The organism is Lacrimispora sp. BS-2 (assembly GCF_040207125.1).
Classification (GTDB): Bacteria; Bacillota; Clostridia; order Lachnospirales; family Lachnospiraceae; genus Lacrimispora.
Genome location: NZ_CP157940.1, coordinates 3,218,787 through 3,245,191, shown reverse-complemented (window position 1 = coordinate 3,245,191; position 26,405 = coordinate 3,218,787). Strand labels below are relative to the sequence as shown.

The 26,405-nt window shown below is 46.2% G+C and carries 23 protein-coding genes and 1 other annotated feature; of the genes, 20 read left to right on the top strand and 3 right to left on the bottom strand.

Annotated elements, in window-relative coordinates; all coding sequences use genetic code 11:
- Positions 1–217 precede the first annotated feature (217 nt).
- The 11 genes from ABFV83_RS15195 (at position 218) to ABFV83_RS15145 (ending at position 10,934) form a co-directional block, all read left to right on the top strand.
- Positions 218–1,690: an aminotransferase class V-fold PLP-dependent enzyme gene (locus ABFV83_RS15195; RefSeq protein ID WP_349944970.1), complete on the top strand. Its 1,473-nt coding sequence runs from the start codon at positions 218–220 to the stop codon at positions 1,688–1,690.
- Between the two features lie 6 nt (positions 1,691–1,696).
- Positions 1,697–2,554, top strand: coding sequence for a polyamine aminopropyltransferase (speE, locus tag ABFV83_RS15190; RefSeq protein WP_349944969.1), 858 nt, complete (start codon positions 1,697–1,699; stop codon positions 2,552–2,554).
- The gene (locus ABFV83_RS15185; protein WP_349944967.1) at positions 2,551–3,819 is read left to right on the top strand and encodes a saccharopine dehydrogenase family protein; all 1,269 of its coding nucleotides are present in this window, start codon (positions 2,551–2,553) and stop codon (positions 3,817–3,819) included. The genes speE and ABFV83_RS15185 overlap by 4 nt, the downstream gene beginning before the upstream one ends.
- 7 nt (positions 3,820–3,826) lie before the next feature.
- The gene (nspC, locus tag ABFV83_RS15180; protein ID WP_349944965.1) at positions 3,827–4,948 is read left to right on the top strand and encodes a carboxynorspermidine decarboxylase; all 1,122 of its coding nucleotides are present in this window, start codon (positions 3,827–3,829) and stop codon (positions 4,946–4,948) included.
- Between the two features lie 27 nt (positions 4,949–4,975).
- Positions 4,976–6,070: an agmatine deiminase gene (gene aguA, locus ABFV83_RS15175; RefSeq protein WP_349944964.1), complete on the top strand. Its 1,095-nt coding sequence runs from the start codon at positions 4,976–4,978 to the stop codon at positions 6,068–6,070.
- Between the two features lie 96 nt (positions 6,071–6,166).
- Entirely contained in the window at positions 6,167–7,048 is an 882-nt protein-coding gene (gene aguB, locus ABFV83_RS15170; protein WP_349944963.1) for an N-carbamoylputrescine amidase, read from the top strand.
- 91 nt (positions 7,049–7,139) lie between these two features.
- The gene (locus ABFV83_RS15165; RefSeq protein WP_349944961.1) at positions 7,140–7,346 is read left to right on the top strand and encodes a GyrI-like domain-containing protein; all 207 of its coding nucleotides are present in this window, start codon (positions 7,140–7,142) and stop codon (positions 7,344–7,346) included.
- Between the two features lie 66 nt (positions 7,347–7,412).
- A complete protein-coding gene (locus ABFV83_RS15160; protein WP_349944960.1) occupies positions 7,413–7,844 on the top strand; it encodes a protease complex subunit PrcB family protein in 432 nt (143 codons plus the stop codon).
- A 152-nt stretch (positions 7,845–7,996) separates the two neighbouring features.
- Positions 7,997–8,695, top strand: coding sequence for a serine O-acetyltransferase (gene cysE / locus ABFV83_RS15155; RefSeq protein ID WP_349944958.1), 699 nt, complete (start codon positions 7,997–7,999; stop codon positions 8,693–8,695).
- 120 nt (positions 8,696–8,815) lie between these two features.
- Positions 8,816–10,387 (top strand): SPOCS domain-containing protein, encoded by a 1,572-nt coding sequence (locus tag ABFV83_RS15150; RefSeq protein ID WP_349944957.1) that lies wholly within the window; start codon positions 8,816–8,818, stop codon positions 10,385–10,387.
- Positions 10,388–10,688: 301 nt separating this feature from the next.
- Positions 10,689–10,934: a GIY-YIG nuclease family protein gene (locus tag ABFV83_RS15145; protein WP_089991903.1), complete on the top strand. Its 246-nt coding sequence runs from the start codon at positions 10,689–10,691 to the stop codon at positions 10,932–10,934.
- Between the two features lie 49 nt (positions 10,935–10,983).
- Here ABFV83_RS15145 and ABFV83_RS15140 read toward each other — a convergent pair whose 3' ends face one another.
- On the bottom strand, positions 10,984–11,631 hold the full coding sequence (locus tag ABFV83_RS15140; protein WP_349944955.1) for a hemolysin III family protein: 648 nt from the start codon (positions 11,629–11,631) through the stop codon (positions 10,984–10,986).
- 202 nt (positions 11,632–11,833) lie between these two features.
- On the opposite strand from ABFV83_RS15140, the gene ABFV83_RS15135 reads away from it, so the two are divergent.
- From ABFV83_RS15135 to ABFV83_RS15105, 7 genes are all read left to right on the top strand, one after another.
- Positions 11,834–12,571, top strand: coding sequence for a nitroreductase family protein (locus tag ABFV83_RS15135; protein WP_349944953.1), 738 nt, complete (start codon positions 11,834–11,836; stop codon positions 12,569–12,571).
- Between the two features lie 8 nt (positions 12,572–12,579).
- On the top strand, positions 12,580–13,281 hold the full coding sequence (locus tag ABFV83_RS15130; RefSeq protein WP_349944951.1) for an RluA family pseudouridine synthase: 702 nt from the start codon (positions 12,580–12,582) through the stop codon (positions 13,279–13,281).
- Positions 13,282–13,381: 100 nt separating this feature from the next.
- The gene (locus tag ABFV83_RS15125) at positions 13,382–14,485 is read left to right on the top strand and encodes an AI-2E family transporter (RefSeq protein ID WP_349944949.1); all 1,104 of its coding nucleotides are present in this window, start codon (positions 13,382–13,384) and stop codon (positions 14,483–14,485) included.
- Between the two features lie 73 nt (positions 14,486–14,558).
- Positions 14,559–14,765, top strand: a binding site (T-box leader).
- A gap of 151 nt (positions 14,766–14,916) precedes the next feature.
- Positions 14,917–16,350, top strand: coding sequence for a proline--tRNA ligase (proS, locus tag ABFV83_RS15120; RefSeq protein ID WP_349944948.1), 1,434 nt, complete (start codon positions 14,917–14,919; stop codon positions 16,348–16,350).
- A gap of 38 nt (positions 16,351–16,388) precedes the next feature.
- Positions 16,389–17,606: a CCA tRNA nucleotidyltransferase gene (locus ABFV83_RS15115; RefSeq protein ID WP_349948936.1), complete on the top strand. Its 1,218-nt coding sequence runs from the start codon at positions 16,389–16,391 to the stop codon at positions 17,604–17,606.
- A 93-nt stretch (positions 17,607–17,699) separates the two neighbouring features.
- Positions 17,700–18,680 (top strand): spore coat protein CotS, encoded by a 981-nt coding sequence (locus tag ABFV83_RS15110; protein ID WP_349944946.1) that lies wholly within the window; start codon positions 17,700–17,702, stop codon positions 18,678–18,680.
- 129 nt (positions 18,681–18,809) lie between these two features.
- Entirely contained in the window at positions 18,810–20,546 is a 1,737-nt protein-coding gene (locus ABFV83_RS15105) for a phospho-sugar mutase (RefSeq protein WP_349944944.1), read from the top strand.
- 63 nt (positions 20,547–20,609) lie between these two features.
- On the opposite strand, the gene ABFV83_RS15100 is transcribed toward ABFV83_RS15105, so the two are convergent.
- Complete coding sequence (locus ABFV83_RS15100; protein ID WP_349944942.1) at positions 20,610–21,497, bottom strand: putative ABC transporter permease; 888 nt, start codon at positions 21,495–21,497, stop codon at positions 20,610–20,612.
- Positions 21,498–21,754: 257 nt separating this feature from the next.
- Entirely contained in the window at positions 21,755–22,747 is a 993-nt protein-coding gene (locus tag ABFV83_RS15095; RefSeq protein WP_349944940.1) for a choloylglycine hydrolase family protein, read from the bottom strand.
- Positions 22,748–23,324: 577 nt separating this feature from the next.
- Here ABFV83_RS15095 and ABFV83_RS15090 point away from each other — a divergent pair.
- Complete coding sequence (locus ABFV83_RS15090; RefSeq protein WP_349944939.1) at positions 23,325–24,881, top strand: ABC-F family ATP-binding cassette domain-containing protein; 1,557 nt, start codon at positions 23,325–23,327, stop codon at positions 24,879–24,881.
- Positions 24,882–25,377: 496 nt separating this feature from the next.
- Positions 25,378–26,382 carry a rod shape-determining protein gene (locus ABFV83_RS15085; protein WP_025231139.1) on the top strand — a complete coding sequence of 335 codons (1,005 nt, stop codon included), beginning with the start codon at positions 25,378–25,380 and terminating at the stop codon, positions 26,380–26,382.
- The last annotated feature ends 23 nt before the right edge of the window (positions 26,383–26,405 follow it).

The window sequence follows — 26,405 nt, the reverse complement described above, 5'->3', positions numbered from 1 at the left end:
AACATATTTGCTATGTAGACTCGAAGACGATAATTATCATGAATAAATGACGGGCAAAATGCCCTTACTGGAAATACCATTCATGAAATTGCAGGCAGGTGATGAATAATCATCTGCCTTTTTGCTATGAAAAAAATCTGCGCCAATAAGGTGCCACTTACGTTTCAGCGACAAAAGAGGGTGTAACATTCCCGTGACAAGGAGAGGTAAGAGCCATATGAACAAAGAAGATCAGATGAGGGCGCCTATTTATGAAGCTCTTGAAATATTTCAAAAAAAGAGGGTAGTTCCCTTTGATGTGCCGGGTCATAAACGGGGAAGAGGAAATCCGGAGCTTGCCCGGCTTTTGGGAGAACGGTGCGTCGGGCTTGATGTAAATTCCATGAAGCCCCTTGATAATTTATGCCACCCGGTGTCTGTGATCCGGGATGCAGAACGGCTGGCAGCAGAAGCCTTTGGGGCGGCAGATGCCTTTTTGATGGTGGGAGGAACCACGTCGGCTGTGCAGAGCATGATCCTGTCTGTCTGCAAGGCAGGGGATAAGATCATTCTTCCAAGAAATGTCCATAGGAGTGCCTTAAATGCGCTGGTATTATGCGGGGCAGTCCCGATTTATGTAAACCCTGAAGTAAACAGCATGCTGGGCATTTCCCTTGGAATGGAAATCAGCCAGGTGGAAAAGGCGATTCAGGAAAATCCTGATGCAGTTGCAGTATTTGTTAATAATCCTACCTATTACGGAATCTGTTCTGATATCCGTTCCATTGTCCGGCTGGCCCATGCCCATGGGATGAAGGTCCTGGCTGACGAAGCCCATGGAACCCATCTCTATTTTGGAAAGGGTCTTCCGGTCTCAGCCATGGAAGCGGGCGCGGATATGGCGGCGGTCTCCATGCACAAGTCAGGAGGAAGCCTGACACAAAGCTCCCTTCTCCTTTTAAACAAGGGAGTGAATGGGGATTATGTGCGTCAGATCATAAACCTGACCCAGACCACCAGCGCTTCTTACCTGCTTTTGTCAAGCCTTGACATATCCAGAAGGAACCTGGCTCTGCGGGGGGAAGAGTCCTTTGCAAAGGTGGTGGAAATGGCGGAGTACGCCAGGGGAGAGATCAATTCCATCGGCGGTTATTATGCCTATGGAAGGGATCTGATCAATGGAACCAGTATTTTTGATTACGATGTGACAAAGCTTTCCGTTTACACGCTGGAAAATGGGCTGGCGGGAATTGAAGTTTATGACCTTCTCCGGGATGAATATGATATCCAGATTGAATTCGGGGATATCTGTAATCTTCTTGCCTATATTTCCATCGGCGACCGGATCCAGGATATTGAACGTCTGGTGGGAGCATTGGCAGATATTGAACGCCTTTATAAAAAGGACCGGACAGGAATGCTGTCAGGAGAATATATAGCTCCTAAAGTGGCGGTAACGCCTCAGAAAGCATTTTATTCCCAAAAGGTATCCGTACCGGTGGGAGAATCTGCGGGAAGGATAAGCGGCGAGTTTGTCATGTGCTATCCGCCGGGAATTCCCATTCTGGCGCCGGGGGAGATGATTACGGAAGAGGTGGTGGAGTACATCATTTATGCCAGGGAAATAGGCTGCTCCATGCAGGGAACAGAGGATCCGGCAGTGGAACGGCTGATGGTATTAAAGGAGCAGGTCCAGGAAAGGGAGAGGTAGGAAAAGATGGAGATATGGTTTTCAAAATTTCACACTTCCAATGTAAAGCTTTCTGTGCGGATCGATAAACAGCTTTTTTCCGGTGAAAGTGAGTACCAGAGAATTGACGTATTCGACTCCCAGGAATTTGGAAAGTTTGTGTCTTTGGATGGAGATATTGTTTTTTCAGAAAAGGATGAGTTTATTTACGATGAAATGGTAACACATGTTCCCATGGCAGTCCATCCCAATGTAAAGGATGTGCTGATCATCGGCGGAGGCGACGGAGGGGTGGCAAAGGAACTTTTGCAGTACCCGTTTATTCAGTCCATAGATGTGGTTGAGACGGATAAGCTGTTTGTGGATGTGTGCCGGGATATTTTTCCAGAGGTATCCTGTGGCCTTAATGATCCCAGGGTCAGGGTCTATTACGATGACGGGCTCCGTTTCTTAAGAAGCAAAAAAGAACAGTATGACCTTATCATCAATGATTCCACGGATCCTTTCGGACATACGGAGGGGCTTTTTACCAAGGAATTTTACGGAAGCTGCTACAAGGCGCTGCGAAGCGACGGCATCATGGTTTATCAGCATGGAAGCCCTTTTTACGATGAGGATGAGGCGGCCTGTCGGAGCATGCACCGGAAGGTATTCCGTTCCTTCCCAATAAGCCGTGTTTATCAGGCCCATATTCCCACCTGCCCGTCAGGGTACTGGCTGTTTGGGTTTGCTTCAAAAAAGTATCATCCCATCAATGATTTTAAGCCTGAACTATGGAATCAGTTAAAAATTGAAACCTGGTATTATACAACGAATCTTCATACGGGAGCTTTCATGCTGCCTAAATACGTGGAAGATTTACTGAAAGAGGAGGAAAAAGAATGAGCAGATTATTAATTATCGGTTGTGGAGGGGTTGCCTCTGTGGCAATCCACAAATGCTGTCAGAACAGCGAGGTGTTTACAGACATCTGTATTGCAAGCAGAACAAAGGAGAAATGTGATGCCTTAAAGAATAGGCTTGCGGGAACAACAAAAACAAGGATTGAGACTGCTAAGGTTGATGCGGATCAGGTGGAAGAGGTGATTGCCCTTATAAAGGATTATAAGCCGGATGCCGTGTTAAATGTGGCTCTTCCCTATCAGGATTTAACCATTATGGATGCATGCCTGGCAGCAGGGGTGGATTATATTGATACCGCCAACTTTGAGCCTGAGAATACCGATGATCCGCAGTGGAGAGCAATCTATGAGAAGCGCTGTGAAGAACTTGGGTTTACCGCCCTTTTTGATTATTCCTGGCAGTGGGATTATAAGGAGCGTTTTGAGAAGGCAGGTATCACTGCACTGCTTGGAACCGGATTTGACCCTGGAGTTACCAGCGTATTTTCTGCTTATGCCTTAAAGCACTATTTTGATGAGATTCATACCATTGATATTTTAGACTGCAACGGAGGGGATCATGGGTATCCTTTTGCAACCAACTTTAACCCTGAGATCAACTTAAGGGAAGTATCCTCTAACGGTTCTTACTGGGAGGATGGCCGCTGGATCGAGACAGAGCCAATGGAGATCAAATCCAGATACAATTTCCCTGAGGTAGGGGAAAAGGACATGTACCTGCTTCATCATGAGGAGATCGAATCCCTGGCTAAGAACATTCCCGGTGTAAAGAAGATCCGTTTCTTCATGACCTTTGGACAGAGCTATTTAACTCATATGAAGTGCCTGGAAAACGTAGGCATGCTTTCTACTTCTCCCATAGAGTTTAACGGACAGGAAATCGTGCCCATCCAGTTTTTAAAGGCCCTTCTTCCGGACCCGGCTTCTCTTGGTCCCAGAACCAAAGGAAAGACCAATATTGGCTGTATCTTTACAGGAGTAAAGGATGGAAAGGAAAAGACCATTTACATCTACAACGTATGCGACCATGAGGAATGCTATAAAGAGGTGGAATCCCAGGCGATTTCCTATACCACCGGAGTTCCGGCCATGATCGGAAGCCTGATGGTATTAACCGGCCAGTGGAAGAAGCCGGGAGTATTTAATGTGGAAGAGTTTGACCCGGATCCCTATATGGAGGCTTTAAACAAATGGGGGCTTCCGTGGGTGGTATGTGAGGACCCGGAAACTGTTACGGTATGGAGATAGGAAAAGAATGAGGATTGAAGAGCTTAAGACCCCATGTTATGTGATCGATGAGGCCAGACTGGAGAAGAACTTAAAAATCTTAAAGCAGGTAAAGGAAAATACCGGGTGCAGGATCCTTCTGGCCCAGAAGGCATTTTCCTGCTTTGCAGAGTACCGTCTTATAAGCAGGTATCTTGACGGAACTACGGCCAGCGGGCTTTATGAAGCCAGGCTGGGAAGGGAGGAGATGGGGCTTGAAAACCACGTCTTTGCCCCTGCCTATAAGGAAGAGGACTTTAAAGAGCTGGTAGAGATCTGTGATCACATTGTATTTAATTCTTTTTCACAGCTTGAGAAGTATAAGGATGGGTTAAATGGGGTAAGTGCCGGCATCAGGATCAATCCTCAGTGCTCCACCCAGGAGGGCCATGAAATCTATGATCCCTGCGCTCCCGGCTCAAGACTTGGCGTTTCCATTGATTCTTTTAAGGAGGAATGGCTGCCCTGGATATCAGGGCTCCATTTCCATACCTTGTGTGAGCAGAATTCCGATGATTTAAAAAAGACCCTGGATGCGGTGGAGGAAAAATTCGGGAAGTATTTATCCGGATTGTCCTGGCTGAACATGGGCGGAGGACATCATATTACCAGGGAAGATTACGACATCGGGCTGCTGGAAGCCTGCATTAAGAGAATGCAGGAGAAATATGGCCTGCAGGTTTATCTGGAACCTGGGGAGGCGGTGGCACTAAATGCAGGGTACCTGGTGACAGAGGTTATGGATGTGGTGGAAAACGGGATAAAGACTTTGATCCTTGATGCATCTGCAGCCTGCCATATGCCTGATGTGCTGGAAATGCCCTACCGGCCGCCCTTAAAGGACAGCGGGAAACCGGGTGAAAAGGCCTTTACCTACCGGCTGTCTTCCTGTACCTGTCTGGCAGGGGATGTGATCGGAGATTATTCCTTTGACAGGGAAATAAAGCCCGGGGATAAATTGTATTTTATGGATATGGCCATTTATTCCATGGTGAAGAACAATACCTTTAACGGGATGCCCCTTCCTGCCATTGCCATCATGGATAAAGGGGGAGACTGCCGTGTCATAAAAAGGTTCGGCTATGAGGACTTTAAGAACAGGCTGGCCTAGGACACTTGATTCATTAGGAGACAAACTATGGAAAAATTAAAAAGCCTTCCGGCGGCAGACGGATTTTACATGCCGGGAGAATTTGAGCCTCATTGGGGCTGTATTATGATCTGGCCCAAACGGCCCGGCTCCTGGCCCTTTGGGGCAGGAAAGGCCAGGGAGGCTTTTGCCAGGATCGCGGAGGCCATTGCAGACAGCGAGCAGGTGATCATGCTGGCAGAGGCGGATGTGAAGGAAAGCGCCAGGGAGATGCTTTCGGACCGGATCCAGGTGGTTGTCATGGAATCTGACGATGCCTGGGCAAGAGATGTGGGGCCAACCTTTGTGGTCAATAAGGAACGGAAAGTCAGGGGGATCGACTGGCGGTTCAATGCCTGGGGAGGAACCTTTGACGGGCTGTATCCTGACTGGAAAAAGGATGACCTTCTTGCAGGGCGTTTCTGTGAGCGGTTCGGCTATCCGGTTTATGATGCAGGGCATTTTGTCCTGGAGGGAGGTTCCATTCATTCCGATGGGGAAGGCACGATTTTAGTGACGGAAGCCTGCCTTTTAAGCGCCGGGCGGAATCCGTCTCTTTCTAAAATCCAGATTGAAGAACAGCTGAAAAGCTATCTGGGAGCTGTTAAGGTCATCTGGCTGAAAGCAGGCATCTATCAGGATGAAACCAATGAGCACGTGGATAATGTCTGTGCGTTTGTCCGGCCGGGGGAAGTTGTGTTAGCCTGGACGGATGATAAGGATGATCCCCAGTATGAAATGTCCCTGGCTGATTTGAGGATACTGGAACAGGAGACGGATGCAGCGGGAAGGTATTTTAAGATTCACAGGCTTCCCATACCCAAAGAACCGGTCTGCATTACAAAAGAGGAGCTTTCAGGCTTTTCCTTTGAGCCGGGAGAGGATGAAAGGGAGGCAGGAGAGCGCCTGGCTGCCAGCTATGTGAATTTTTACATATCCAATAAAGGGGTGATTGTTCCCCAGTTTGGAGATGTCCATGATCAAGAGGCAGTACGGATATTAGGGGAATGCTTCCCTGAGAGAAGAATCTATCCGGTGTATGCCAGAGATATTATTGTGGGAGGCGGAAATATTCACTGCATCACACAACAAATCCCGTTGTAGTTAAGCCATGCCATTCATAATTTAGCGGACAGAATACCGCCGAATTATGAACGTCCGGCATCCGCCCTATAGAAACCATACCGGAAGGAGATTTTCATGAGAGAGGTAACAGTGGCAGCAGTTCAGATGAGGTGCTGCGATGACGTTCAGAAGAATATTGCAAATGCGGAAAGACTGGTTAGGCAGGCAGCAGGGGAGGGGGCAAAGGTCATTCTCCTTCCGGAGCTGTTTGAACGGCAATACTTTTGTCAGGAGAGGCAGTATGATTTTTATGAATACGCAGAACCGGCAGAGGAGAACCAGGCTGTAAAGCATTTCGCCAGGATTGCGGCCGAACTTCAAGTGGTTCTTCCTGTCAGCTTTTATGAGAAATCAGGAAATACCATGTTCAACTCGGTGGCAGTCCTTGACGGAGATGGGACAAATCTTGGGATATACCGGAAGACTCATATCCCTGATGACCATTATTATCAGGAAAAATTTTATTTCACTCCCGGGGATACCGGTTTTCGGGTATTTGATACCATGTACGGGAAAATAGGTGTAGGAATCTGCTGGGACCAGTGGTTTCCGGAGACAGCAAGGTGCTTGGCTTTACAGGGAGCGGAGCTGATCTTATACCCTACTGCCATTGGAAGCGAACCGATCCTGGACTGTGACAGCATGGAGCACTGGAGACGCTGCATGCAGGGACATGCTGCTTCCAATATCATTCCGGTCGTTGCGGCAAACCGGATTGGAGTGGAATCTGTTGTTCCATGTGAATCCAATGGGAATCAAAGTTCTTCCCTTAAATTTTATGGCTCATCCTTTATTACGGACAATACCGGGGCTGTCATAGCTTCTATGAACAGGGAGGAAGAAGGCGTGATATGCGCTTCCTTTGACCTTGACCAGATGATGGCTGACAGGAGAAACTGGGGGCTTTTCCGTGACCGCAGGCCTAAGATGTACGGGGAAATCACTGGAAAATCTTAAACCCGCTTTTTTGTGCAGGGAAAGTTGCCATAATATCCGGAAGCTATATTATACTGAGGCTATCAAAGAGAGCGGGAGGTAAGAGCGTGGATTGGCCGGCCAATACGTGATCTTTGAATGCGTGGGCAGGCTGCCGGAGGGGCAGCAGAATATATGGAAACGGATCTTTACAGAGTGGTTTCCATCCTCCGGCTATGAGATGACGGACGGACCACAGCTGGAATGGTATCCTGAGGGGGATATCACCTCTGAGGAATATAGGAGCGAAATTTGGATCCCGGTCCGTAAAAAGGTGTAAATCCCTTCATAAAATCCGTTAGTTCCCCATATATATAGTAATAATAAATAAGTTGGGGAGTGTGCTATGAAGAGACTGTTTAGCAGAAAATGGATGATTTTTTTCAGCCTGGCCATGTGGGTACTGGTGGTACGTACCTTGAGCGGGTGTAACTTAAACAAGGATAATGGTGATAAAGTGCGGGATCTGGAATTTACCGTGGTAGCTGACGCGGATATTCCGCAGGAACTTAAACAGATCATTGCTGAGAAGCAGCAGTCGCCCTTTAAGCTGACCTACAGCGATGATAAGAACCTTTACATAGTGGTCGGTCACGGAAAGCAGGCAAGCGGGGGATATAGCATCGCAGTAAATGATCTTTATCTGACAGATAATTCCATTGTCCTGAACACGGAACTGATCGGACCGGAAAAGGGAGAGGTCACGGGGACGGAAGCCTCTTATCCCTTCATCGTTATCAGAACGGAGATGTCGGAGCTTCCGGTGGTGTTTCAGTAGGAGAGAAAAATGAAACAGCCGTTTCGCAGACAGTAAAAGCGGGACGGCTGTTTTTGCGGTAATAAAACATAAAATTCCCCTTTTTTCTTAAGCCGTCATATGATATACTACTTCAAACAGGAATAGGCTGTAAGGAGAAGAGGAAGGGTAATATGATATTAAAGGATATATGGCTTGATGTTACGGCAGTAAAAGAGCGGGATCCGGCGGCCAGAAGCAAGCTTGAAGTGCTTTTGCTCTATCAGGGAGTTCATGCACTGATCTGGCATCGCTTTGCCCACTGGTTTTACCAGCACAGGATGTTTTTTATTGCCAGGTTTATTTCCCAGCTGGCAAGATTTTTTACACTGATCGAGATTCATCCCGGCGCACAGCTGGGTCATGGGATTTTAATTGACCATGGCTGCGGAGTGGTGATTGGAGAAACTACGGTGGTGGGGGATAATTGTACGATTTACCAGGGAGTGACTTTAGGCGGCGTAGGACTTAATAAGGGAAAGCGCCATCCAACTCTTGGAAATAATGTGACCGTGGGATCAGGGGCTAAGATTCTGGGGTCCTTTGAGGTAGGGGATAATTGTACCATAGCGGCAAATGCCGTGCTTTTAAAGCCTTTGGAAAGCAATGTGACGGCGGTGGGAATTCCCGCCCGCCCGGTTAAGATAGATGGCGTACCCCTTCCAAAGAGGGAAAGCAATCTGGTGACCATGGATCACTACTGCAAGATGGAGGAACGGGTCAGGGAACTGGAAGAAATGCTGTCTAAGCTGCAGACAGAGCTGTCTTCCTTCCGGGAAAAGGAAGATTCCCATCAGACGGAGGCTTCTTTGGAGGAAAATATTGAGGAATAGAAGGCTAAAAGCCTCTTATATTTCAGGAAGTCCGGGAATGATAACAAAAAAAGTATAATGAAACATGCACCTGCATAAACTTTCTTAAAGGAATAAAGAAGGTAAGGCAGGTGCTTTTTTATGTTGGAGCTGGTGAAGAAAAACATACATATGAATCGTTGGAAAGGATATGCCGCATCTCAGATAACTCTTGACGATGACTTCATCGTCCCGGACAGTATGGATGATGTGGATCAGATTATTTTAAGTTCCGGCGATATTACCATTGATTCTGTAAAGGTCCAGACAGAACGAGTCGTGGTCCGGGGCAAGATGGATTTCATGATCCTCTACCGGGGAGCGGAAGGAGGGATTCAGACCCTTTCAGGAAGCATTAACTTTGAGGAGCCCATCAATGTGCCAGGACTGGAGGAAAAGGATTTTGTCCAGTTGGGGTGGGAGCTTGAGGATTTAAATGCCGGGATCATTAATTCCAGGAAGCTGAGCGTTAAGGCAATCGTATCGCTTAAGGTGAAGGTGGAAACTGCCTGCGATATAAACGCTGCCGTGGAAGTGGACACGGGAGGCCCGGTAACAGATATACCCATGGTGGAAACCCTCCGCCGCAATCTGGATGTGGCATCCATTGCCCTCCGCCACAAGGATACATTCCGGATCAAGGATACCATTACCCTGTCAGGAAACAAGCCGAACATTGACCATATCTTATGGACCGAAATGAAGTTAAGAGGCGTTGCCATCAGGCCCATGGATGGGAAGATGATCCTTGACGGGGAACTTATGGTCTTTGTTATTTACCAGGGAGAAGGGGAAGGCGCACCCATCCAGTGGGTGGAGGAAAGCATTCCGTTCTCAGGGGAACTGGATGTTCCGGATATGACCGAGGATATGGTTCCTTTGATTACGGTCCACATAATACATAAGGATATAGAGGCAAAGCCGGATTCTGACGGTGAGATGCGGGAAATGGATGTGGATTCGGCTCTTGAACTGGATATGAAGCTTTACAGGGAAGAGAATATGGAACTGCTCAGCGATTTATATTCCACCAATCGGGAACTGACGCTGCAGACAGAGGAAGTCTATTTTGATAAGATCCTGACAAAAAATATGAGCAGGTGTAAGATTGTAGAAAAGATCAGCCTGGATCAGGCGGACCGGGTCCTTCAGATATGCCACAGTGAAGGGATCGTTAAAATCGATGACACGGAAGTCAAGGAGGATGGACTTCATGTGGAAGGCGTCTTAGAGGTACAGATCCTTTATATGACCTCTGACGATGCCCAGCCTATCCAGTCTACAGTAGAGGATATCCCCTTCCATTTCCTGATTGAGGCCCCAGGAATCAATGAGCAGACGGTTTGCCAGCTGAATTCAGGCCTGGAGCAGCTTAGCGCCGTTATGATGGGCGGAGGAACCATTGAAGTAAAATCGACCATTTCCCTTGACTTACTGGCCTTGCAGCCGGTCCGCGAGCAGATCATCACAAACGCTTCGGAAGCGCCCATGGACTTGAACAACTTACAGAAGCTTCCCGGAATCGTGGGATATATTGTGCAGCCTGGGGATTCCCTTTGGAATATTGCAAAAAAATTCCATACGACCATTGATACTATCATAGCGACCAACGGATTGACGGACAAATCAGTAAGACCGGGCGACCGGCTGATTCTTGTAAAGGAATTGGCATAAACGAAAATTTCCCTCATTGAAGTGCCAGGCAGAAGGTATCACTTTTGCCTGGCATAATTGATTATGCGTTTGAATGATTTTTAAAAAAAAGGGTATGATAAAGATTGCTATTCACATATCAGCTTGCCCTGTTATATAATATACTATAGCTAAGCTATAGCTTCAACCATCGATGGCGCCAAAACGCATCCAGCTGGTGCTTTAGATAGATGACAGGTTACCCTGGACGGTAGTGACGTGATTGCAAGGCGTTATTACCGTTTACATACCCTGAATTTCCTTATACCGGAGAATAAAGAACATGAATTATACCTATATTTTAAGATGTGCAGATGATACCCTATACTGCGGCTGGACAAACCATTTAGAGAAACGTTTAATAGCCCATAACCAGGGAAAGGGTGCCAAATACACAAAAGCCCGCAGACCTGTGGTTCTGGCCTACTGGGAGGAGTTTTCCACAAAGGAAGAAGCCATGCGCAGAGAAGCTGCCATTAAAAAGCTTTCCAGGAAGGACAAGTTAAAGCTGATGGGAGAGATTGTATGAGAAAAACCGTCAATGCCGCGAGTATGCGGGACTGACGGTTTTTCCGGCGTTATGCAACAAAATGATACATTAAGATATAATGGCATAAGCTTCCGCCCATGACGAAAAGGTGGAAGATCTCATGGGAACCAAAGCTTTTATGCCTGGCATTGAAAAGAGGAAGCTTCAGGGCATAGATGATGCCGCCTATGGTGTAGATGATGCCTCCGGCAAGCAGCCAGAGAAATCCGGCAGATGAAAGGGTTTCCGTAATCTTTGAGAATGCCAGAACGCAGACCCAGCCCATGGCAATGTAAAGGCTTGACGAAAACCATTTGGGGCACATGATAAAGCAGGCTTTTATAACAATTCCTGAAATAGCGATGCCCCAAACCAGAGCCAATAGGCTCCAGCCGGTCTTATCCCCCAGAACGATCAGGCAGATTGGCGTGTACGTTCCTGCAATCAGGATAAAAATCATCATATGATCTATTTTTTTCAGCAGACGGTTGATTTTCGGTGAGATATCAAGAGTATGGTAGATGGTGCTGGCTGCGTAAAGAAAGACCATGCTGATGATAAAGACCGTTAAGGCGGCCAGATGGAGCCTTCCGTCGGCTGATGCCTTAATAAGCAGTGGTATTGCGGCAATAAGCGCCAGGATCATGGCGATAAAATGAGTGATGGCACTGACCGGATCTTTAATTTTAATTTTCATGGGAACCCTCCTTGTAGAAAATAGAAACTTATAATGTAGTATTGAATACTATGTATTGTATTTTTATATACTATACACCCTGAACGAAAAAAATGCAACTGCTTTTTTAAATATAATACAAAAGGGGTTTGCCATAATTGGAACAATAAAATATAATGAATAGATAAATTGAAATTTATGAGAAGGAAGGTATAACCGCCCCATGAATCAGACGATAAAAGAGCTTATGGAACGAAAATCTGTCCGGGTATATGAGGACCGTGCCATTGAACCGGAAAAAAAGGCGGCTATTATAGAAGCGGCTCTTCAGGCGCCTACGGCCGGAAACATGACTCTGTATTCCATCATTGATGTGACGGACCAGAAGCGGAAGGAAACCCTTTCAGTGACCTGCGACAACCAGCCATTTATTGCAAAAGCACCGTTAGTTCTGGTTTTTGTGGCAGATTATGAGAGGTGGTATGAGCTGTTCTGCCATTATGAAGAAGAGGTCCGCCATCCCGGAATGGGAGATCTTTTGCTGGCCAGCGATGATGCCCTTATAGCAGCCCAGAATGCGGTTGTGGCGGCTGAATCCATGGGCATTGGTTCCTGTTACATTGGGGATATTATGGAGCAGTATGAAGTCCACAGGGACTTGTTTGGCCTTCCAAAGTATGCGGTCCCGGCGGCAATGGTGGTCTTTGGATATCCCACCAGGCAGCAGCAGGAGAGGAAAAAGCCGGAACGGCTCAGGCCTGAGGCCGTGGTGTTTGAGAATTCTTACCGCCGTTTAAGCCCTGAAGAATTTTCTCTGGAGCTTAAAAAGACCCAGGGCAGGGAAGAGGATTTTGAGCGCTGGGTAAAGGCATTTTGCAAACGCAAATGGAATTCTGATTTCAGCGCCGAGATGAGCCGGTCCGTGGAAGCTATGATGGCTGCATGGAAGAAAAAGGAGTAAAAGAAGATATGGATCTTAACATATTATACGAAGATGAAGAGATACTGGTGGTGGAAAAACCGGTTGGAATGGAATCCCAATCCGCAAGATCCTTTGAGCCGGATATGGTCAGCGAAGTGAAGAAACATATCAACACGTTATCCCCAAAGCAAGGGGAGCCTTATGTGGGAGTTATCCACAGGCTGGATAAGCCGGTTGGAGGCGTAATGGTGTATGCAAAGACCAAAGGAGCCGCAGAGTCTTTAAGCAGGCAGGTATCCCAGCATCAAACGGAGAAAATCTATTATGCAGTGGTTTGTGGAAAACCTGTGGAAAACTTTGGCGCCTACGTGGATTATTTGTTGAAAGATGGAAAAAATAATTGTTCCAAAATTGTGGATAAGGGGATAAAAGGTGCAAAACTCGCAGAGCTCCATTATCAGGTTGTGGAAAACAGAAACATAGAAAATGAGGAATGCAGCCTGGCAAAGGTTACGTTAAAAACCGGCCGCCACCATCAGATCCGGGTGCAGATGGCGGGCCACGGCACACCCCTGTGGGGAGACCGGAAGTATAATCCCAGTATTCAAAGAGGGGCTGCCGGCGGAAATATAGCATTGTTTGCTTACAGCTTATCTTTTTCCCATCCTGTCACAAAGAAATGGATGACTTTTTCGGTGAAACCAAAGGGAGAAATCTTTGAGAAGTTTTCATTGCCGGAAATGGCATAAAGAAGGAATTTTTTACTAATCAGATTTCGAATATTTTCTTCCCAAACGGCTCATAATAGTGATTGTACAAAAGAAGTACAAATCAGAAACAGGTGAGTCCATGGTGAAACCGAGCAGGAAACTGAAGAAAACATTATTAATATTGGGAGTTACAGGGGCAGTATATTTAAGTTTTCGTTATCTGCTGCCCCTTGTGATTCCCTTTTTGATTGCATATGTATTTGCCCTTTCCCTTCGGCCTTCGGCTGTTTGGATTGAAAAAAAGACCCGCTTTATTGTAAAGGGTAAGGTGATCTCCATTCCTCTTGCTGTCATCGGAGGAGTCGAGGTCATACTTTTTATGATTGCCTTTGGAATCCTTCTTTACGTGGGGGGAAGAAAGCTGTTTTTGGAAGCCAGGCTTTTACTTCAAAATCTTCCCGTCATTCTGGAAGGCGTGGATCACTGGCTTATGGATAACTGTTCCTTTGCGGAGCGGTTTTTAAAGCTGCCTGACGGATATGCGGTAGAAGTAGTAAGGGATATTATTGCGGGAGGCCAGACTGCCATAAAAAGCAGGATCATGCCCTTTCTTATGGTGAATTCCATGACTGTTATGAAATGGATCGTCCAGGCAACGGTAATCATCATCATATTGCTTATTGCCACGGTCCTGTCCCTTCAGGAAATGGATGATATACGGGAACGGCGGGACAATTCCATGTTCTGCTTTGAATATGCCATGCTGGGAAGACGGCTTACCACAGTGGGAAGTGCCTGGTTAAAGACACAGGGGGCTATCATGATGTTTACTATGGTAGTTTGTTCGGCCGGGTTGTTTTTCCTGGGAAATCCCTATTTCTTTTTATTTGGAATCGGAATCGGGCTTTTGGATGCGCTTCCGATTTTCGGCACCGGAACAGTGTTCATTCCCTGGGCCCTTTTTTCCATGATCAATAAAAACTGGAAATATGGAATCGGGCTGATCGTCATTTACGTGATCTGTTATTTTTTAAGAGAGATTTTAGAAGCCAAGATCATGGGAGGAAAGGTTGGCCTAACGCCTTTGGAAACCCTTGCTTCCATGTATGTGGGACTTCAGCTCTTTGGGCTTTTGGGATTTATTCTTGGTCCTATCGGCTTACTTATTGTGGAAGATATTGTAGAGGTGTATGAATTCTTGTGCTATCATGATGGAAAGGAAACGGCAGAGCCAGAGGAATGAGCCAGCCGGACCCTCTTGACAAACTTTTGCAAATAACGTAAAATCAACCATACAATCTTTTATATAATGAAGTAATATGACGTTGAAGAGGACCAGTAGGTGATGACGTATCCCAGAGAGAAGGCCGTTTGCTGGAAGGCCTTTATACCTCTCATGACCCAACCTACCTCGGAGTCCCGCAGCAAACTGCGGCGCAGTTCCTGCGTTAACGGATAAAAAGTGAGTCATGGAATTTCCATGGCTAAATTGGGTGGCACCGCCGAGCTGTTCGGTCCCTTTTAAGGGAACGAATGGCTCTTTTTGATTTTATGAAAACACCCGTTCTTTAAGTATCCCCATTACCCATAAACATGGAAGGGGAAGAAGACACACCCTACGGGTATCCCTTGATGTCCAAAGAGCGTGGACAGGGAGATGAAAGGAGATTTGTTATGGCAAAGGACAAGAAATTAGTAGAAGCGATCACATCCATGGAGGTGGATTTCGCCCAGTGGTACACAGACGTTGTAAAGAAGGCGGAGTTAATTGATTATTCCAGCGTAAAGGGCTGCATGGCCATTAAGCCGGCTGGGTATGCCATCTGGGAAAATATTCAGAGCGAGCTTGACAGACGGTTTAAAGAAGTAGGGGTTGAAAATGTCTATATGCCTATGTTTATTCCGGAGAGCCTTCTTCAAAAGGAAAAAGACCATGTAGAGGGATTTGCCCCTGAGGTGGCCTGGGTAACTCACGGTGGCCTGGAGCCCCTGCAGGAAAGGCTTTGCGTCAGACCCACCTCTGAAACCCTGTTCTGTGATTTTTATTCCAGAGATATTCAGTCCTACAGGGACTTACCAAAGCTTTATAACCAGTGGTGCTCCGTGGTACGCTGGGAAAAGACCACCAGGCCATTTTTACGTTCCAGGGAGTTTTTATGGCAGGAAGGCCACACCGCTCATGCAACGGCCAAAGAGGCGGAAGAGAGAACAGAGCAGATGCTTCATTTATATGCGGATTTCTGTGAGGAAGTCCTTGCAATGCCTGTGATCCGGGGCCAGAAGACCGAAAAGGAGAAATTTGCGGGAGCAGAGGCAACCTATACCATTGAAGCTTTGATGCATGACGGTAAGGCGCTTCAGTCAGGAACCAGCCATAACTTTGGAAGCGGATTTGCACAGGCCTTTGAGATCCAGTATTCTGATAAGGAAAATAAGCTTCAGTATGTACATCAGACCTCATGGGGCATGACTACCAGGCTCATAGGTGCCATCATCATGGTTCATGGCGACGACAATGGTCTTGTACTGCCTCCAAGGATCGCTCCGACCCAGGTGATCATTGTTCCGGTTCAGCAACAGAAGGAAGGGGTCCTTGATAAGGCCTATGAGTTAAAAGAGATTCTTTCTAATTATAAAGTAAAGGTTGATGATTCCGATAAGAGCCCGGGCTGGAAGTTCAGTGAATCAGAGATGCGGGGTATTCCGGTACGTGTGGAAATCGGTCCGAGAGATATTTCAGAAAACCAGGCTGTTTTGGTGCGCCGTGATACTCATGAGAAGATTACCGTATCCTTAGATGAATTAAATGCAAAGGTGGGAGAGCTTCTGGAAGCCATTCAAAAGGATATGCTGGAACGAGCCAAAGCGCATCGGGACAGCCATACGTACGAGGCAACGGATATGGATACCTTTGTAAAGACTGTGGAGGAAAAGCCGGGCTTTGTAAAAGCCATGTGGTGCGGTTCCCAGGAATGCGAGGATAAGATCAAGGAACTTACAGGAGCAACATCCCGCTGTATGCCCTTTAAGCAGGAAACGCTTGCCCATACCTGCGTATGCTGCGGAAAGCCTGCCGTAAAAATGGTTTACTGGGGCAGAGCGTATTAAAAACGGCGGGATAAGAAAAACAGGAGGTAAAAGAAGTGATAAAGATTCAGATTCCGGAGGCGGCAAGGAGAATCATGGAACAACTGAATACCAGCGGCTTTGAAGCCTATGTGGTGGGCGGCTGCGTGAGAGACAGCCTGTTAGGCCGGCAGCCGGAAGACTGGGATATCACGACCTCAGCGAAGCCGGAACAGGTAAAGGAAATTTTTAATAGAACGGTTGATACGGGAATCCAGCACGGCACGGTTACAGTGCTTGTTGATCATGAAGGATATGAAGTGACCACATACCGCATAGACGGAGAGTATGAAGATGGACGCCATCCGAAGTCTGTGGAATTTACGGGAAGCTTGCTGGAGGATTTGAGACGCCGGGATTTTACCATAAATGCCATGGCATACAGCGACCGGGAGGGGCTGGTGGATGCATTTGACGGGGTCCAGGATTTGGAGGGCCAGGTCATCCGCTGTGTGGGAAACGCTTTGGACCGGTTTACAGAGGATGCTTTAAGGATCCTCAGGGCCATCCGTTTTTCCGCCCAGCTGGGCTTTGGCATGGAAGAGGAGACAAGGGCTGCAATTTCCGTCATAGCCCCCAACATGGCTAAGGTCAGTAAGGAACGGATTCAGGTGGAGCTTACAAAGCTTCTCCTTTCCGATCATCCGGGAAGGCTTAAGGATGTATATGAAAATGGGATCGGTCCTTTTATTTCAGAGTATTTTGAGGCTGCCGGCAAGCGTCTTTTTGAAGCGGAGAGAATAGCTGAGCTGCCTCTTAAAAAGCACATGCGCTGGTCCGGTTTTTTAAGGCTGGAGGAATCTGAGGATGCGGTGAGAATCCTTAGGGATTTAAAGCTGGATAATGAGACAATCCACCAGACAAAGACCCTGGTCAGCCTGTGGAAAACAGAGATCCCAGCTCATAAGCCGGCCATCAGAGAAGTCATGAGCAGACTTTCCCCGGAGCTGTTTCAGGACCTATTGTGCTTTCAGAAGGTATTTTGCCAATCATCCTATAAGATCCGGTTAAAAATGGTGGAACAGTATTTGGAGGAAATCTTAAGGGATGGGGATTGTATCTGTTTAAAGGACATGGCCGTTACCGGCAGGGAATTGATCGGTGCGGGCATGAAGCCGGGGCCTGAAATGGGGGCAGTCCTAAACCGCCTGTTCCAGCTTGTTCTGGAAAATCCAGAATGCAATAACAGGGAATATTTGATGAGATCAGCCCAACTTTTTTTAAAGGAACAAGGCTAAGGCACGTATAACTTTCTGCCGGATTTTGCATATTTTTTTCCACCTCTTCATACCCTAGAAGTAGCTGATGAGCTAAGAGTTGGAGGGGTGGTTGTGAACGAGAAATACACAGAGGTGCTTTCGCAGTATGAGCTTGAAATTCTTGATGTGAAACGCGGCCGGGGCGCCTGGCTGTGTGAGACGAATCAGGGGCTTAAACTGCTTCGGGAATATAAAGGAACCTTAAAGCGCCTGGAATTTGAAGATCAGGTATTTTCACAGATGAAAGAAACCTGCCGCTTAAAAGTGGATCCTTACGTCAGGAATAAAGATGGTGAGCTCCTCTCCAGTGCCGAGGATGGAACCCGGTGGATCGTTAAAGACTGGTATGCGGATCGGGAATGTAATTTGAAGGATAGCAAAGAGGTATTATGTGCCATCGAACAAATTGCTTCTTTACATAAAGTGCTGCGGCGGATCGATTTTAAAGAGGAATGGAATCTGGGATCCATTTTGGTACAGCAGCCGGCTGAGGAAATGGAACGCCATAACAGGGAGCTGGTGCGTGCCCGCACGTTTATCCGGAATAAAAGAAAAAAGTCTGAGTTTGAACTATGTGTCATGGGGAATTATGATATATTTTTCGAACAGGCCATGGAAGCCTGTAAAGGGATGGCAGGCTTTTATGAAAACCGGGAGAACGAAGAGGAGTATTTGTGTCATGGTGACTTGAATCAGCACCACGTCCTGATGTGCTTTCATGATGTGGCTATCGTGGAATTCAACCGCATGCACCTGGGGCTGCAGATGGAGGACCTGTATCATTTCATGCGCAAGGCCATGGAAAAGCATGACTGGAATTTAAAGCTTGGTATGGCCATGCTGGAAACCTATACAAAGGTTCTCCCTCTTTCGGATGCAGACAGGATATGCCTTTACTATTTGTTTTTATATCCTGAAAAGTACTGGAAGCAGATCAACTTTTATTATAACGCCAATAAGGCCTGGATTCCCGCACGGAATATTGAAAAGCTAAAGGATTTAGAGATTCAACAGCCCATGCGGAATCTTTTCCTGTCAAGGATTCAAAATTGAAAGGACTGGATATGAAGGCATATCTGCTTGATTCAATTAGGATACAAAATAATGGAAATACGCTTTTCTTTTGCCATGTTATGATTTATAATAACCATAACATAAAAGGAGGGAAGGAGTATTTTGCTTATGAAAGATTACAGGAGTATTTATGAGGAATGGCTTTTAAATCCATATTTTGACGAGGCGACAAAGGAAGAACTCCGGAGGATCGCTGATGATGAGAATGAGATTAAGGAGCGTTTCTATCAGGATCTGGAATTTGGCACCGCTGGCTTAAGAGGCATCATCGGCGCCGGAATAAACCGGATGAATATCTATGTAGTAAGAAAAGCGACCCAGGGGCTTGCAAATTATATCATAAGCCAGGGCGGTGCCGACAAGGGCGTGGCTATTGCCTATGACTCCAGGCATATGTCTCCGGAATTTGCCGAGGAAGCGGCGCTTACTTTAGCTGCCAATGGGATAAAAGCATATAAATTTGAATCTTTGCGTCCGACACCGGAGCTTTCTTTTGCCGTAAGGGAATTAGGCTGTATTGCCGGCATCAACATTACGGCCAGCCATAACCCTCCGGAATATAACGGATACAAGGTATACTGGGAGGATGGTGCCCAGTTTACTCCTCCTCATGACAAAGGGGTGACCGCAGAGGTTTTAAATATTACGGATATTTCAACGGTTAAGACGATTACTGTGGAAGCTGCAAAGGAATCAGGCAAATATGAAATTATCGGAGCTGCGCTGGATGATAAATATATAGCTCACGTAAAGGCCCAGGTAGTAAACCAGGATGCCATTGACCAGATGCAGGATGATATTAAAATTGTCTATTCCCCTCTCCATGGTACAGGCAATCTTCCTGCAAGAAGAGCATTAAAGGAAATCGGATTTACCCATGTATATGTGGTTCCTGAACAGGAACTGCCGGATGGGGAATTCCCCACGGTCAGCTATCCCAATCCGGAAGCAGAGGAAGCCTTTGAACTGGGTCTTGCCCTTGCAAAGGAAAAGGATGCGGATCTGGTTCTGGCAACAGACCCGGATGCTGACCGTCTTGGGGTGTATGTAAAGGATGAGAAATCCGGCGGATACATCCCCTTGACAGGCAATATGTCAGGTTCTCTTCTGTGCGAGTATGTATTGAGCCAGAAGAAGGAAAGAGGAGCGATTCCCGCAGATGGACAGGTAGTCAAATCCATTGTTACCACCAATCTGGTGGATGCGGTGGCCAAGGCTTACGGCTGTGAGCTTATTGAGGTTTTGACCGGTTTTAAATACATCGGCCAGCAGATTTTAAAGGAAGAGGCCACCGGATACGGAACCTATATGTTTGGCCTGGAAGAAAGCTATGGCTGTCTGATCGGAACCTATGCCCGTGATAAGGATGCCATTTCCGCAACGGTTGCTTTGTGTGAGGCAGCAGCCTATTATAAGACAAAGGGCATGACCCTGTGGGATGCCATGATTGCCATGTATGAGAAATACGGCTATTATAAAGATGCGGTAAAAGCCATCGGCTTAAAGGGCATTGAGGGCCAGGAAAAGATCCGGGCCATCATGGAGACCATGCGAAAGGAAACTCCAGCGGCAGTTGGGGGGTATAAGGTCCTTTCTGCAAGGGATTATAAGCTTGACACCGTGAAGGATATGAGCACCGGAGAAACCAAACCTACCGGCCTTCCCCAGTCTGATGTGCTTTATTATGACTTAACTGAGGACGCATGGCTGTGTGTAAGGCCTTCCGGAACGGAACCGAAAATTAAATTTTACTATGGCGTTAAGGGCGGTTCCATGGCTGATGCGGATGAGCGGTCTGCAAGGCTGGGAGAGGCTGTTATGGCTATGGTAGATAAGATGATGTAGGGATTTTAGATAGAAGAAAGACGGGGCTTGGTTTTTGACCAGGCTCCGTCTTTGTATTTGGTGCTATGATTTTTTGTGTTTTTTGGAATATTCTTTTAATTCCCGTAAGGCGTCACCGAACAGCCGGGAAGAAGCGGTAGGGTTCCGGCGGAGGATACCCTTTCGGTAAGAGGTCAAACGCCCGGTCAGCTTCTCTTTGGTTTCCGTCAGAGACTGAAGACGTTCCACTAAAGCAGATTCTTTTAAGGCACTGGCAGTTTCGGCTTTCAGAGAAGAGATTTTTACCATGGTCCCGTCTTTTAAGCTGGCAGCCTTCTGAAAGGTCTCGGTTTTTATGTCGGATACCTTTTGGGCGGTTTCGGCCTTTAACAGGGCCATCTGCACCTGCACCTCCTCCAGCTCTGACTTTAGTTTTGTCATGGATTCCAGGATTCGGCCAAGGTCTAGGGCTTCCTTGGTGGAGTGTATGGCATCGGTGACAAAAAGGATTCCCACCACAGTTACAAGGAGGATGCACACCGTTCCGTTTAAGCGAAGGACCAGCCATTCTAAGGGGAGGTGAATAACTTCTGTCAGCAGCAGGGTAAGAAATCCCCAGGCGATGGAGTTGGGAAGACAGACATATCCGTTTAAATTAAAAGGATTGTTGCTGTAATCCCAGTATTTCATCTTAAACAGACGTTCCATAACATAACCGGTGGCGTATTCCAGAGCGGAAGCGCCTGCCATACCAAAGAGAAACACCAGGAATAAGTTGCCCTGGACAGGCAGGGACAGCCACAGCATAATAATGGCCCCGCTTCCGTAGAGAGGAAGAAGGGGAAGTCTGAGAAAACCGCGGTTCACAAAATGAAAACTTCTTACGGAAACATAGGTGGATTCGATGATCCAGCCGATAAAGCAATATATAAAGAAAAACAGCAGCCATTGATACCATGTATACAAGTACATAAACATAATCCTTCCCTGGAAATTTTTTGTTGGATTTATCATAAACGTTTTTGTCGTTTTTTGCAACCATTGCTTGTCTTAATTGTATCTGTCATTAAGAATTATGATGTTTTGTATTTGGACATCTATAAGCATTAATAAAGAAGTTTTTATCATGGGTCACCATTTACTGAAATACAGTATTTACCTGGGCTCTTCTTTGGCTGTTATATCTTTTTTTGACCTGTGTCCTTTGTCAGCAGGGGGCTTTATTTGTTTCATTTCATTTCCTGGAAGACAACAGGCCGTTTTAATTCCCCGATACAATGGGGCTGTCTGAGCAACCGGTCATTATCCCATAGGGTTGCCGTTCCAATTTGGAGATTGTCATATGTTTTGAAAAAATATTGGCAGGTATTTGTGTTGATAAAGGCTGTATATTTTGTATAATCGCAAGTATTGCGGTCGGTTATGATTGCGCCCTTGGGAACAGAGACGCCTTCCATAATATGAAAACAGGCATTGATTCCCTCTATTTGGTTTTTTGGCGGTTGAATATGGGTTTTTTGATAAGCCGTTTTCACAAAACGTTCCGGTGAGGTATAGCCGCCCGGCAGCGGCAAAGTTCCCCCTCCCTGGCCGAAAGGTTTTAATTTGACATTTCCCCAGGATGTTTCTTTAGTTTGTATAGGGGATGCAGCCATATAATTCCTTAAATTGGTCATATGCCACTGAAAATCAGGGCTGTTCGCCAGAACGCCTATAGGGTTTTTTAATAGCCGAAGTCCGTCTTCTGTTTGTTCTATAACAACGCTTTCTCCCGTTCGGTCCGTGGCAATCCAATGGAGGGGGGCAATGGTTTGGGTCACAGGGTCGGGAACGCCGATGATGGATACATTGTCCAATGCTCGCTTCAGATCCTTTAACGAGCCGCATTTGCCTAAGATGTAATGAAGAAAGTCCAAAGAAGAAACAGCATCCCGTTTTGAATCTGCTTGTTCGCTGTATTTGGCGAAGCCGGCAAAGTATAATGCGGCGGCGGCAAATCCCTGTTCGTTGACGCCGTCAAAAAAGGCAAGCATATCCTCCTTTTCCTGTCCAATGCCGATAAAGCTGTAGGTGTTATGGAATTTACACCCAGTCAAGGCATTCTGCCAAGCATAATTTTTCGGTACCACATAAAGTTTCGGCTCAATGCCGTAAGAAAAATCCATTGTTCTGCCAAAAAGATTTTCCGTCCCGCCAAATTGTAATGTAATTGCTGTACACATTTTGTTTTACGCCTCCTTGCATAAAATCCGATTCAACCCCTGGACATGGACCTTCAGTTCAACTGGTGGTTTGCTATTAGTCCTCCCAGGAGTTATATTGCTGCTCGCCCAAAGGGCGCATTGCAAGCACTTTTACTGGTCCGCTATAAAGCGGTACTATTAGAATCTTTTTTTCTTGACTCTTCTGCTTGCTCTTTTATATATTTTTAAACGGTTTCATCAGTGATATTACCTATTGTCTCAACATAGTATCTCCGTGCCTAAAATGCTTTATCCCATTTACTCTTTAATTCCGGAAGTTTATCGATAAGCTATCGATGTGCTTTTCCCTTTTAAGTATGACGATGAATTTAAATACTCATGTAACAGAAGTTACGAAGATAGAAAAAATGAAAAAACCAGAAAGACAGGCATAATGAAAAGCCCCATAATTAATGTGATTTTTTTGCTTGCCTTAATAGCGTCATTCATGTAGAATTATGATGTTTCACAAAAGAGATAGTATAAAATTGGTGTCAAACAATATGGTGCCGCAAATAAAAGCGATATTTAACCGCGTAGATAAAGGAGTTTTTTCATGAGCATATTAAACGTAGAACATCTGACACATGGATTTGGAGACCGTGCCATTTTCCAGGATGTATCCTTCCGCCTGTTAAAGGGAGAACACATCGGCATGATCGGAGCCAATGGGGAAGGAAAATCCTCATTTATGAATATAATAACCGGAAAATTACAGCCGGACGAAGGAAAGGTGGAGTGGGCCAAACGGGTCCGGGTCGGCTATCTGGACCAGCATACGGTGCTGGAAAAAGGGATGACCATCCGGGATGTGTTAAAAAGTGCTTTTGCATTCCTGTTTCAGATGGAAGAGCAGATGAATGAAATCTGCGATAAAATGGGGGAGGCTGATGAGGAAACCATGGCCTCTATGATGGAGGAGCTTGGAACCATTCAGGACCTTCTCATGGCCCATGATTTTTACATCATTGATTCAAAGGTGGAGGAAGTGGCCAGGGCCTTAGGATTAAGCGACATGGGCCTTGATAAGGATGTAACGGAATTAAGCGGAGGCCAGAGAACCAAAATCCTGTTAGGAAAGCTTTTATTGGAGAAGCCGGATATCCTGCTTCTTGATGAGCCGACAAACTATCTGGATGTACAGCATATTGAATGGCTGAAGCGTTACCTTCAGGAATATGAAAATGCATTTATCCTGATTTCCCATGATATTCCGTTTTTAAACAGCGTGGTCAATATCATTTACCATATGGAAAACCAGAACTTGGACCGCTATGTAGGTGACTATGAAAAATTCCAGGAAGTATATGCGGTGAAACGGGCGCAGCTGGAGGCGGCTTATAAGCGCCAGCAGCAGGAGATCGCCGAACTGGAGGATTTTGTGGCCCGCAACAAGGCGCGGGTGTCCACCAGGAACATGGCCATGTCCAGACAAAAAAAGCTGGATAAAATGGAGGTCATTGAGCTTTCAAAGGATAAGCCAAAGCCGGAGTTTCATTTTATGGAAGCCCGTACAGCCGGAAAATATATTTTTGAAACCACAAATATGGTCATCGGCTATGAGGAGCCTTTGTCAAGACCATTGAATCTTTCCATGGAACGGGGAGAGAAGGTGGTTTTATCAGGTGCAAACGGCATCGGAAAAACCACTTTGTTAAAGAGCATCCTGGGGCTTGTACCGTCCTTACAGGGGAATGTGGAGCTTGGAGATTATCTTTCCATCGGGTATTTTGAACAGGAGATGGCTCCGGGAAATACTACCACCTGCATCGAGGAGATTTGGAAGGAATTCCCCTCCTATACCCAGTACCAGGTCCGGTCGGCCCTTGCCAAATGCGGCCTGACCACCGATCACATTGAGAGCCAGGTCCGGGTGCTTAGCGGCGGGGAGCAGGCAAAGGTCAGACTATGCAAGCTGATCAACCGGGAAACCAATGTTCTTCTTTTGGACGAGCCTACCAACCATCTGGATGTAGAGGCAAAAGAAGAGTTAAAGAGAGCCTTAAAGGAGTATAAGGGAAGTATTCTTTTAATCTGCCATGAACCGGAGTTTTATGAAGGAATCGCAACCAGAGTAATAGACTGCAGGGAATGGGCGCTTAGATTATCATGATAAAGAAATAAAAAAATTGGGGTCTGGTTTCCTTTGGGAACCGGACCTCAATTCAAAGTATTGTAATTAGGAATAGTAGGTATAATAGACGCAAGCGACTATTATCGTACTGCATTTGCCAAATGCCGCTAAAGGGGCGCCCGGCTCATTGCTTTTATGGTATAATAAAGTTGGAAAATGTTCTTTTAGGGGGGCCGGACGGCTCGCGCCGTCCGGTATGAGTATGAAAAAGCTTTGTGATTTCAAGTAAGTTACTTGAAACAAAAGGCCCGTTATCCTTTCAGATAACGTATTATTAGTATACGTAAAAAATGTGACTAAAATGTGTACCATATATTAAAAAAAAATAAACATAATAAAAATTAAAAAAAACCTTTAAAATCCTAGGGTTATTGTATATAATAAAATAGATACTGTGACTTCATTTACGAATTAGACATAATTTTGAAGATAAAGAGACCCTGGGAACAGGATACAGCGAACAGGAGGAAGCAAGATGATGATGTCCAATGATATTGGAATCGATTTAGGTACAGCAAGCATACTGGTCTATATTAAGGGAAAGGGAGTTGTATTAAAGGAACCTTCCGTTGTAGCCATTGACCGTGATACGAATAAAATTAAAGCCATTGGAGAGGAAGCCAGACTGATGATCGGAAGAACGCCGGGCAACATTGTTGCAGTAAGGCCTCTTCGCCAGGGAGTTATATCTGATTATACCGTAACGGAAAAAATGCTTAAATACTTTATTAACAAGGCGGTTGGAAAAAGGACCCTGAGAAAGCCAAGGATCAGTGTGTGCATCCCAAGCGGAGCCACTGAGGTGGAGAAAAAAGCAGTAGAGGATGCCACCTATCAGGCAGGAGCCAGAGAAGTTGCAATTATTGAAGAACCGGTTGCAGCAGCGATCGGCGCCGGAATCGACATTGCAAAGGCCTGCGGTAACATGATCGTTGATATAGGCGGAGGAACATCCGATATTGCAGTTATTTCCCTTGGAGGTACGGTGGTAAGCACCTCCATAAAGGTTGCCGGAGATGATTTTGATGAAGCCCTTGTCCGCTATATGCGCAAGAAACACAATCTTTTGATCGGTGAGAGAACGGCTGAGGAAATCAAGATCAACATTGGTGCGGCATACAGAAGGCCGGAGGTCTTGACCATGGAGGTTCGGGGCCGTAACCTTGTTACCGGTCTGCCAAAAACCATTGTGGTCACTTCGGACGAGACTCTGGATGCTTTAAAGGAGCCGGCCATGCAGATCGTAGATGCGGTTCACAACGTGCTGGAGCGTACTCCACCGGAACTTGCAGCCGATATTTTTGACCGGGGGATCGTGCTTACCGGAGGCGGCTCTCTCTTAAGCGGTTTGGATGCTTTAATTGAAGAGAAGACAGGAATCACCACGATGATCGCAGAGGACCCGCTGACTGCAGTTGCAATTGGTACAGGGAAATTTATTGAATTCATGCATGGCGGAGATAATAAAACAGAATTTTAACCAAAAGTCAGGGCTGATAGAGA